Origin of the sequence: Nitrospirillum viridazoti CBAmc, from assembly GCF_000730165.1 — a bacterium.
Classification (GTDB): domain Bacteria; phylum Pseudomonadota; class Alphaproteobacteria; order Azospirillales; family Azospirillaceae; genus Nitrospirillum; species Nitrospirillum viridazoti.
The window spans coordinates 2610108-2620000 of the sequence record NZ_CP022110.1; the positions used below are offsets into that span (position 1 = coordinate 2610108).

6 protein-coding genes are annotated in these 9893 nt (G+C 66.9%); 1 reads left to right on the plus strand and 5 read right to left on the minus strand.

Annotated features, from left to right (window positions below; translation table 11 throughout):
* Window positions 1-2 precede the first annotated feature (2 nt).
* Entirely contained in the window at window positions 3-1076 is a 1074-nt protein-coding gene (gene dinB, locus Y958_RS12025) for a DNA polymerase IV (RefSeq protein WP_040842443.1), read from the minus strand.
* Window positions 1077-1262: 186 nt separating this feature from the next.
* Window positions 1263-3263 carry a hypothetical protein gene (locus Y958_RS12030; protein ID WP_088872171.1) on the minus strand — a complete coding sequence of 667 codons (2001 nt, stop codon included), beginning with the start codon at window positions 3261-3263 and terminating at the stop codon, window positions 1263-1265.
* A 329-nt stretch (window positions 3264-3592) separates the two neighbouring features.
* On the opposite strand from Y958_RS12030, the gene Y958_RS12035 reads away from it, so the two are divergent.
* A complete protein-coding gene (locus Y958_RS12035; protein WP_145727954.1) occupies window positions 3593-6397 on the plus strand; it encodes a hybrid sensor histidine kinase/response regulator in 2805 nt (934 codons plus the stop codon).
* Window positions 6398-6476: 79 nt separating this feature from the next.
* On the opposite strand, the gene ltrA is transcribed toward Y958_RS12035, so the two are convergent.
* The 3 genes from ltrA to Y958_RS31970 form a co-directional block, all read right to left on the minus strand.
* Entirely contained in the window at window positions 6477-7736 is a 1260-nt protein-coding gene (gene ltrA / locus Y958_RS12040; RefSeq protein WP_244909283.1) for a group II intron reverse transcriptase/maturase, read from the minus strand.
* A gap of 667 nt (window positions 7737-8403) precedes the next feature.
* Window positions 8404-8751: a hypothetical protein gene (locus Y958_RS12050; RefSeq protein WP_088872174.1), complete on the minus strand. Its 348-nt coding sequence runs from the start codon at window positions 8749-8751 to the stop codon at window positions 8404-8406.
* 206 nt (window positions 8752-8957) lie between these two features.
* The gene (locus Y958_RS31970; RefSeq protein ID WP_211098494.1) at window positions 8958-9815 is read right to left on the minus strand and encodes a mechanosensitive ion channel family protein; all 858 of its coding nucleotides are present in this window, start codon (window positions 9813-9815) and stop codon (window positions 8958-8960) included.
* Between the last annotated feature and the right edge of the window lie 78 nt (window positions 9816-9893).

A 9893-nucleotide genomic window follows, 5' to 3' on the forward strand; every position in this document is an offset into this window, starting at 1 on the left:
TGTCAGAACCCGAACTCCAGCTGCGCCGGCGGGCCGGACGCCTCGAAACTGGAAACGGTCACCCCCAGCAGGCGCACGCCCGTGGGCAGGGGATAGACGGTGCGCACCAGTTCCACGGCCGTGTCGCGCAGGAGGCCCTGCGACACCACGGGTGCCGCCAGGGTGCGGCTGCGGGTGGCCTGGCGGAAGTCGCCGTACTTGATCTTCACCGTCACGGTGCGGCCGAAGGCCTGGGCCTTCTCACACCAGGCCCAGACCTCATCCGCCATGGACAGCACGCCCTGCTCCACCGCCGCCGGCTCCGTCAAATCCTCCAGGAAGGTGGTTTCGGAGCCGGAGGATTTGCGTGGCCGGTCGGAGACCACGGGGCGGTGGTCCTCGCCATGGGCGATGGCGTGGTACCAGGGACCGGACTTGCCGAAATGGGTTTGCAGGAAGCTGACGGTCTGGCGGCGCAGGTCGGCGCCGGTGTGGATGCCCAGGCTGTTCATCTTTTCCGCCGTCACCGGACCTACGCCGTGGAATTTGGCCACCGGCAGGTTTTCCACGAAGGCCTCGCCATGGCCGGGCGGGACCACGAACTGGCCGTTGGGCTTGCGGTAGTCCGAGGCCAGCTTGGCCAGGAATTTGTTGTAGGAAATGCCGGCCGAGGCGTTCAGCCCCGTTTCCGCCTTGATGCGGGCGCGGATTTCCGTGGCGGTGGCCGTCGCCGTGGGCAGGCCCCGGCGGTTTTCCGTCACGTCCAGATAGGCCTCGTCCAGCGACAGGGGCTCGATCAGGTCGGTGTAGTCGGCGAAGATTTCCCGGATCTGGCGGGAGATGGCGCGGTAGACCTCGAACCGGGGCGGCACGAAGATCAGCGGCGGGCACTTGCGCAAGGCGGTGGTAGAGGGCATGGCGCTGCGCACGCCATATTCCCGCGCCTCGTAGCTGGCCGCCGCCACCACGCCGCGCTTGGCGCCGTAGCCCACGGCCACCGGCCGCCCGCGCAGATGCGGGTTGTCGCGCTGTTCCACCGACGCATAGAACGCGTCCATGTCGACGTGGATGATCTTGCGGATGCCGGGGCTGGTCATGGCCCCGGCATCCTAGCAGATCACCTATGAACGGAAAGGGAACAGATCACAGGTTGATTTGTTCCCTCATGCGCCGGGCGGCCGCATCCGCGGCCTGGGCTATCCTCGCTGCGCCCTTCGGTACTCGCTCCGGGGCCGGCGGTCGCCGGCCTCAGGAACACATGCGGGACATCAGCGTACGCCGCTTCACCTCTCGATCTTGAACACCTGGTAGGAATGCGGCTGCACCGTCACGCCGAAATCGGTGCGGGCGGCCACGTTGTCCCGCCGGAACTTGCCGTCCTTGGGCGCCGCCGCCGGCGCGGCGGTGATGGCGGCGTTGGTGGACAGGTTGCGCAGATGCACGCCCTGGCCCAGCAGCGACAGGGTCACCGGCACCGGCTGGTCGCGGAAGGACTCCACCACGAAGGTGTCGTTGTCATAGGCGAACAGGCTGACATGGTCCGGGCTGTCCAGGCGCACGGGGAAGTCCTGCTGCAGGTACTTCTTGATCTCGGTCACCAGGCCCTGGGGCAGGTTGTACAGATCGCCTGGGTTGTCCGGCATGGTCAGGACATAGAGGACGCCCTTGGAATACCGGTTCATCAGCAGGATGGGGAAGCCCTTGGCATTGGCCACGCCGCGAATGATGGGCCAGCTGTCGTTGGTGTAGTAGTGGATCTCGGGGAACAGCACGGCGGGCCTGCTATCGGACACGCCATCATGCGCCGGGTCGTTCAGGCTGTCGCCGTTGCCGGCGCCGTAGCCGTTGATGAAGTCGTGGATGGCCACCTTGCGGCCCGTGTCCCACACCTCCGCGATGTCCTCGATGCCTTTCCCCTTGAGTGCGGACAGCAGGCCGGAGGTGATGACCACCGTCTTGCCCGCCACCAGGTTGCCCTTGATCTCATCCACGATCTTGGGGTCTTGCGCCGCCGCCTGCGTCAGCAGGGCCACGTCGGCATTGGTGGGGAACTTGGGCGACAGTTCGATCGGAATGCCGATGGTGCCCAGATAGTTATGCAGGAAATCCTCGCCGGAGGACTGGTAAGGCTTGTAGCTGGCGATGCCGATGGGCTTGCCCAGCTTGCCCAGATCCTTGTCCACCGTCTCCAGTGCATAGCCGGCGGCGCGGCCCCAGCCCGGGCCGGGGTCGTTGGCCTGGGCGCCCGCCTTGTAGCCTGAGACCATCTCCTGCCAGCGGAAGCTGGTGGGCAGGTTGGCCCAGGCCTGGCGGTCGCCCGGCTTCACCGCCTCGGCCTCCGACATGGGGCGCCAGTTGAACAGGGTAATCTCCGGCGCCTTGGCGAACAGCGTATCCCACAGCTGCTCGGCATAGCGGTCGACGTAGAGGGTGGAATAGGTATCCACCCAGCCGCCGCCGTTGCCCACCCCGCCTTTCGCATCGGTGGGGCGGATGTTGCTGTAGTACCGATAGATCTCATAGCTCTCGTATTGCTGCAGCAACTGGTCGGTGATCACCGGGTCGCGCGTCTCGGTGCCGGTGTAGATGGCGTCGAAATCCTGGGACTCCTGCTCCAGATCATAGCCCGCGCCCTGGAAGTGTTCGTACCAGTTGGGGTACTTGATGATCATGCGGACCTTGGGATTGGCCGCCTTCGCCGGCTTCAGCACCAGGTCGCGCGCCACCTGCCGCATGGTCTCCAGCCGGTACTGGGTCCAGCTGCGGTTGCCCTTGGCGGCGATGTCGGCGTCGCTCTTGCTGGCATAGAAGAAGAAATCGTCCAGGATCACGTCGTCAAAGTGCTTGGCGGCCAGCGCCGCCGCCTTGGCGCATTCCTCGCGGTCAGCCGGCTTCTCATAGTCGAAGGTGCCGAACTGCCCACCCTCGCCGCCGGCGGCCAGGGTGATGCCGCCCGACACCTGCACGCCCTTTTCCTCGAACCATTTCTTGACGCGGGTCACCTCCTCGTCGGTGGCGAAGACGTGGTTGCGATAGACCTCAAGGTAGACCTTGTTGAAATGGGTCTGGCGCATCGCCCGCTCGAACTCGCGGTCGAAGGTGGCCTTGTCGGCCAGCTGGCGGGTACTGGTGACGGCGATGTAGATCGCGACCCGAAAGTTCTGGTACGTCGACGCGGCTGTCGACGGGGTTGCCCTGGCCGCCGCCGTGGGCGGCACAAGCAGGGCGGTCAGCGGCAGGCTGAGCAGGGCGGCACAGGCCGCAACCCGGAGCGCGCGATTCATGGAGTCACTCCCTATCGTTCATTTTTATGGTCAATCTTCCGGATGAAAACGATTTCTGAAGGCCGGAAGGGCGATGTTAGCGGTAACGTTTCATTAATCACATTTATTCCCCTGCCACTCAAGACGGCAGATGCCCGCCAAGCCGAAGGGCTAGGCCCGCCTCCGGCGTCATAGGACGAAAGACGGGTTCGCCCGCCACCAGCGGCGCGATTGACGGAGCCGCCCTGTAAGCCAAGGCTGTTCAGCCTAGTTTGCTGTCTGAGCAAGGTTTCGAGGCAAGAGTCCGCGCCGGATTTCACGCGGGCCAGATTTTCGGGCGGGGCCAGGTGGTGAGGAAGGGAACGGCGGCGCGGGACGACGTGGATGGCCGGAGCGGCATACCGTTCCCGGACGGCGACTGCGCCATCAGTGCGCAGATGCGCGCCATGGACTGGTCCACCTCGCCGCTGGGTCCGGTGGCGGGCTGGTCGCCCACCCTGAAGGGGGCCGTCAGCCTGATCCTGCCGGCCCAGGCCCAGATCGTGATGTTCTGGGGGCCGGAGTTCGTGGCCCTCTACAACGCCGCCTACGCCCCCACCATTGGCAACAAGCACCCCCACGCCCTGGGCCGCCCCGCCCGTGAGTACTGGACGGAGTTGTGGGACGATCTGGAGCCGCTGCTGCGACAGGCGCGCGATGGCGAAACGGTGGTGGCCAAGGACCGCCCCTTCCGCATCGAGCGCAAGGGCTATATCGAGACCGTCTATTTCGACATCTCCTACTCCCCCGCGCGCAACGAGGCGGGAGAGGTGGAGGGCGTGGTCTGCATCGTCGATGAGACGACGGACCGCGTGCTGGCCCTGCAGCGCCTGCGCGACAGCGAGGCCCAGTTCCGCACATTGGCGGAGGCCATGCCCGCGCTGGTGTGGACAGCCACACCGGAGGGAAACCTCGACTGGTTCAACCCGCACGCCTATGCCTATACCGGCGCCCCCACCGGCGCCCTGGACGGCCAGGCGTGGACCTGGGTGACCCATCCGGACGACCTGGCCCGGGCCGCCGGAGGCTGGGCCGCCGCCGTGAAGGCGGGCGGGACCTACACGGCGGAGTTCCGCCTGCGCCGGGCCGACGGTGTCTATCGCTGGCACCTGGCGCGCGCGGTCCCCATCCGGGACGAGGGCGGCGCCATCCTGCGCTGGCTGGGCACCACCACCGATATCGAGGACCAGAAGGCCGCCACCGAGGCCTTGGCCCATATGAACGAAACCTTGGAACGCCAAGTGGCGGAGCGCACGCGGGAGCGGGACAGCGCCTGGAACAATGCCCAGGACCTGCTGCTGGTCGTCAGCCCCGAGGGCGTCTTCCGCGCCGCCAACCCCGCCTGGCGCACCATCCTGGGCTGGGAGCCCGAGGAGCTGATCGGCAAGCACTATCTGGACCTGACGCATCCGGATGATCGGGAATTGAAGGCCAAGGCCCTGGCCCACGCCTCAAGGGAGGCGCTGAACAATGTCGAGGCCCGTTGCCGCCATCGCGATGGCAGCTATCGTTGGATCGGCTGGGTGGCGGCACCGGAGGGCGGGCTGATCTATGCCGCCGGCCGCGATGTGACGCGGGAGCGGGAGCAAGCCCAGGCCCTGGAGCGGTCGGAGGCGCGGCTACGCTCCGTCTTCAACACCAGCTACCAGCATCAGGGCCTGCTGTCGCCCGAGGGCATCGTGCTGGACGCCAACCCCACCTCGCTGGCCGGCATCCGGGCGCGGCGGGAGGACGTGGTGGGCAAGCTCTTCTGGGAGACACCGTGGTTCACCGCCACGCCGGGCATGCCCGATCTGGTGCGCACTGCCCTACCCCTGGTGCGGGCGGGACGCACCGTGCGCCGGGAAGTCATCATCAATCTGCCCGCCGGCCGGCACATCTTCGACTTCTCATTGCGGCCGGTGCTCGACGGGGCGGGAAAGGTCATCGCCATCGTGCCGGAGGCCATGGACGTGACCGCCCGCCATGCCGCCGAGGAACAGCTGCGTCAGGCGCAGAAGATGGAGGCGCTGGGTCAGCTGACGGGGGGCATCGCCCACGACTTCAACAACATGCTCATGGGCATCTCGGGCGCCGTGGAGCTGATCCGCCGGCGGGTGGACGCGGGGCGCCCTCAGGGGCTGGACCGCTATCTGGACGCGGCGTCGACGGCGGTGCAGCGGGCCGCGGCCCTGACTCATCGCCTGCTGGCCTTCGCCCGACGGCAGTCGCTGGATACCCGGCCCCAGGACGTGAACGCCCTGGTCGTCAATTTCGCCGACGTGTTGCGTCGCACATTGGGATCGGACATTACCCTGGAAACGCGGTTGGCCCCCAGCCTGTGGCCAGCGCTGACCGACGCCAATCAGTTCGAAAGCGCGCTGCTGAACCTGGCGCTGAACGCCCGTGACGCCATGCCGGGCGGGGGCCATCTGACCATCACCACCGCCAACCAGACCCTGGGGGAGAGCAGCGACGGGGCGGAGAAGCGCACCGCCGGCGATTATGTCGTGGTCCAGGTGTCGGACACGGGCACGGGCATGGTGCCCTCGGTGCGGGAAAAGGCCTTCGATCCCTTCTTCACCACCAAGCCCATCGGCCAGGGCACGGGCCTGGGTCTGTCGATGATCTACGGCTATGCCCGCCAGTCCGGTGGTCATGTCCATATCGACAGCGAGGTCGGTCAGGGCACCACCGTCACCCTGACCTTGCGCCGGGCCCCGCCGGAAGAGACGGAGGCGCCAGCGCCCGAGCCCGCCGCCCCACCCGGGCTGGGGGAGACGGTGCTGGTGGTGGAGGATGACAGCACGGTACGCATGCTGGTCATCGACGTGTTGGAGGACCTGGGATACCGCCATATCGAGGCGGCGGACGCGCGGGGCGCCATCCCCCACCTGGAATCCCGGCGCGCCATCGACCTGCTGGTGACCGACGTGGGCCTGCCCAACATGAACGGCCGCCAGTTGGCGGAAATCGCCCGACAGTTCCGTCCCCGGCTGAAGGTGCTGTTCATCACCGGCTATGCCGAGAACGCCACGGCCCGCGCCGGCTTCCTGCAGCCTGGCATGGACATCCTGCCCAAGCCCTTCACGCTGGAGGCCCTGGGCGCCAAGGTCCGCGAGATGCTGGGGGCATAGGCCTTTGCCATCGGGTAGGAGGGAGGCTCGTACCTCCCCCCTCCCACACCACCGTACGTACGGTTCCGTATACGGCGGTTCATGAAGCGTGGTTTAGGCGTTGATGGGTTGCCATGAGGGATGGCAGGCCGAGAGTGTCGAAGAAGGATTTCCGGTAGGCGTCGTTCATGTGGCTGGCCCCAGCATTCCACCAGGGGCCGCGTCCATTGCAGGCGGACGCCCATGCGCGGGCCTCATCCAATCCTCGCCGCATCAGGTTTGTGGCCCGGGTGCGCGGGCGTTTCCATTGGCGCCAAAGGATACAGCGCAGTTTGCGCCGCAGCCATCCATCAAGGTCCTCGAAGGTGCCCTTCACCTCGGCCAGCCGGAAGTAGGCCGTCCAGCCGCGCAGGATGGGGGCGAGGGTCTCGATGGTGTAGGCCAGGGAACGTCCGCGTCCGGCCCGGAACAGGCCCCTGAGCTTGTCGCGCAACCGGTCCACGCCCTTGGCCGCCACCTTGAGGCGCGGCTGTTTGTGGACCGTCACACTATAGCCCAGGAACGCCCGGTCCCAGGGGCGGGCCACCGCGCTCTTGGCGCGGTTGACCGTCAGCCGCAGCCGCTCGGATAGGAACCGGGTGATCGAGGCCATGACCCGTTCGCCGGCACGCCGGGACCGCACATAGATGTTGCAGTCGTCAGCATATCGGCAGAACGCGTGGCCCCGGCGCTCCAGTTCCCGGTCCAGGTCGTCGAGCAGGATGTTCGACAACAACGGCGACAAGGGCCCTCCCTGGGGCGTTCCCTCGCCACGCGCCGCCGTCACCCCGCCCAGCATCAATCCGGCCCGCAGGTAGCGGCGGATCAGCCGCAGCACCCGTCGGTCCCTCACCTTGCGCGCCACGCGGGCCATCAGCACATCGTGGTTCACACGGTCGAAGAACTTTTCAAGGTCCAGGTCCACCACCCAGCGCAGCCCGGCCGCCATGTGCGACCGCGCGGCCCGCACCGCCTGGTGGGTGCTCCGTCCGGGACGGAACCCGTAGGAGGACCCGGAGAAGTCCGGATCGAACAGCGGCATCAGCACCTGATGCAACGCCTGCTGGATCAGCCGGTCCACGACTGTCGGGATACCCAACAGCCGGACGCCGCCACCGGGCTTGGGGATCTCAACCCCGCGCACCGGCGACGGCAGGTACCGGCCCGCCAGCAGCTCTTCCTTGAGGCGCGCCCAATGCTCCACCAGGTACGGCTTCAGCGCCCCGACCGGCATCCCATCGATGCCCGCGGCGCCCTGGTTCGCCATCACCCGGTCGTAGGCCCGCCTCATATTCTCACGGCTGAGAACTTCCTCCAGCAAACGCTCCTCCGCCTCCGGTTGGAGGGACCGACCTGCCGTGGCGCTTGACGCATCCCGCCCGTATCCTCGCGGCTGCCGGCCGCTACCTTCAGGGGGGATGCGGGTCTTCCCAGACCCGCTGGCCGCGTCTCCTGTCACCATCGAAAGCCAGGCCTCCTTCCGGCACTCCATGTTCTGCCCTTCACCAGCCCGGTGCGCCGGCTACTACGGCTTCTGCTGACTTCTGCCACCCCATCCCGGCGCCTCACGACGCCGGTAGCACACCTGTCGCCAGGGGCAGGGCGGCAGACCTCCCAGGGTAAGACGCGTGACCTTCATGCCATATACCCGCCGCATATACGCCAGCACCTTCCGGGTGATATCGGGCTTCGGGCTTAATGGCTCCCTCGCCCAGGTGCGGACGCCTCATGCGATTCCTGTTCGTCAGGCCGGCACTTTGCTTACAGCTTCCTTCGGACCCCACCTCGCGGTGACGCCCTTGCTGTTCGGCTAACGGTTCCCATCACCAGGGCCCGTAGAGGACTTCCACCTCCAAGTCACAAGCCGGTTACCAACCCGGCTCTCGGTGCTTACGCACCTCGCGCCATGCCTGGCGCACCACGACAAAAAAGCCCGTGGCCGGAGCCACGGGCTTTTGACGGATGCGAATGGACGGATATCGGCCGGATCACGACACCGGGCGCACCAGCTCCAGCTGGTCGCCGATGCGGCGCAGGCGCAGCTCCAGGGCCTGCTGGCCGGCGCCGCGCGGCACGGACACGACGGTCTCCTGGTCTGGGGCCAGGGTGGACATGAAACGGACAGTGCTGGCCGGATCCTGGGTACCGGCGGTCACCACCACCTGATACCCGGCCTTGGTAGGGTGGTAGTAGAGGTTGACGTCGACGGCGTCGAACTTGGCCTTCAGAGCCGTGTCGGCGGACAGGGTCTCAGAGCGGGCCACGGTCGCCAGGCCCACGGCCCCGGCGACGACGGCGGAAAACAGGATGGAGTGGGCAGCGATAGAGCGGGACATGGCGGACCTCGGATGACGACGGGCGGCAGCGCATGCTGCAACTGCGAACTAAAATATGGCACCTGCGAGATGATAGACAACGGTGTCAGTCGCTCGGCCGCCATGCGAGTCGCGAAGACCATGCCAGAGATGTGGCGTCCCCATAGCACGACAGCCGCCCGGTAGCTCACCGGACGGCTGTCGTTTTCCGCCATGGCTCCTTCAGATCACGCAGCAGAGGGGCCCGCTTGGGGTTCGGTGGGCAGCGCCGTCGCGTGGACGGCGCGGATAAGGTCGCTCTTCACGGCGGGCACGATGTCGTCGGCGGTGGAGAAGCCCACCACCACGTCCAGCGCGCGGGTGTCACCGGTGCGGTCGAACAGAACGGTGGGATTGGGCTGGATGCGCGGGTCGGCGGCCACGATAAGGCGCACCGCCTCGGCCACGCCATCCAGGTCGCTGGTTTCCGGAATACGGAAGCGCAGCTCGCCGGCATGGACGGTGGTGGGATGGACGCTCATATTGCGCAGCGCTTGGCCCCACACGCTGTTGTTGGGGATGATGATCTGGATCTGGTCGTCGGAAATCAGTTCGGTCCAGAACAGCGACAGGTCGCGCACGGTACCGGTGGCGCCACCGACCTGCACCTTATCGCCGATCTTGAAGGGCCGGAAGATCAGCAGCATGACGCCGGCCGCCAGGCTGGACAGGGTACCCTGCAGCGCCAGGCCGATGGCGAGGCCGGCGGCGCCAATGACGGCGACCAGGCTGGCCGTCTGGATGCCGAACTGGGCCAGCACCGCCAGCACGGTCAGCGTCAGCACGGCGTAGCGTGCCAGGCTGGCGAAGAAGCCGCGCAACATGGCGTCGAACTGGGGGGTGCGACCCAGGACAGCCGTGACGATGCGGCTGACCTTGCCCGACAGCCACAGGCCGATGAGCAGGATCAGGATGGCCGCCAGCAGGCTGACACCGTTGGTCACGATCCAGGGGATGAGGGCGTTGAGGCTGACCAGGAACGCCTGGGTCTTCTGGTCCACGGTATCAAGCGCGGGAATATCCAAGGCGAGCAAATTCAAATGCATGCACGACCCTCCGGTTGGCGATGTGGGCGTGAAGAACATAGAGAGGGTGGCCAGGTTCCGCCACCTCCCCACCCGGCG

Bases quoted from the DNA above. Each gene is read 5' to 3' on its own strand.
- dinB (WP_040842443.1), bottom strand. From the start codon at position 1,076: ATGACCAGCCCCGGCATCCGCAAGATCATCCACGTCGACATGGACGCG.
- Y958_RS12030 (WP_088872171.1), bottom strand. From the start codon at position 3,263: ATGAATCGCGCGCTCCGGGTTGCGGCCTGTGCCGCCCTGCTCAGCCTG.
- Y958_RS12050 (WP_088872174.1), bottom strand. From the start codon at position 8,751: ATGTCCCGCTCTATCGCTGCCCACTCCATCCTGTTTTCCGCCGTCGTC.
- Y958_RS31970 (WP_211098494.1), bottom strand. From the start codon at position 9,815: ATGCATTTGAATTTGCTCGCCTTGGATATTCCCGCGCTTGATACCGTG.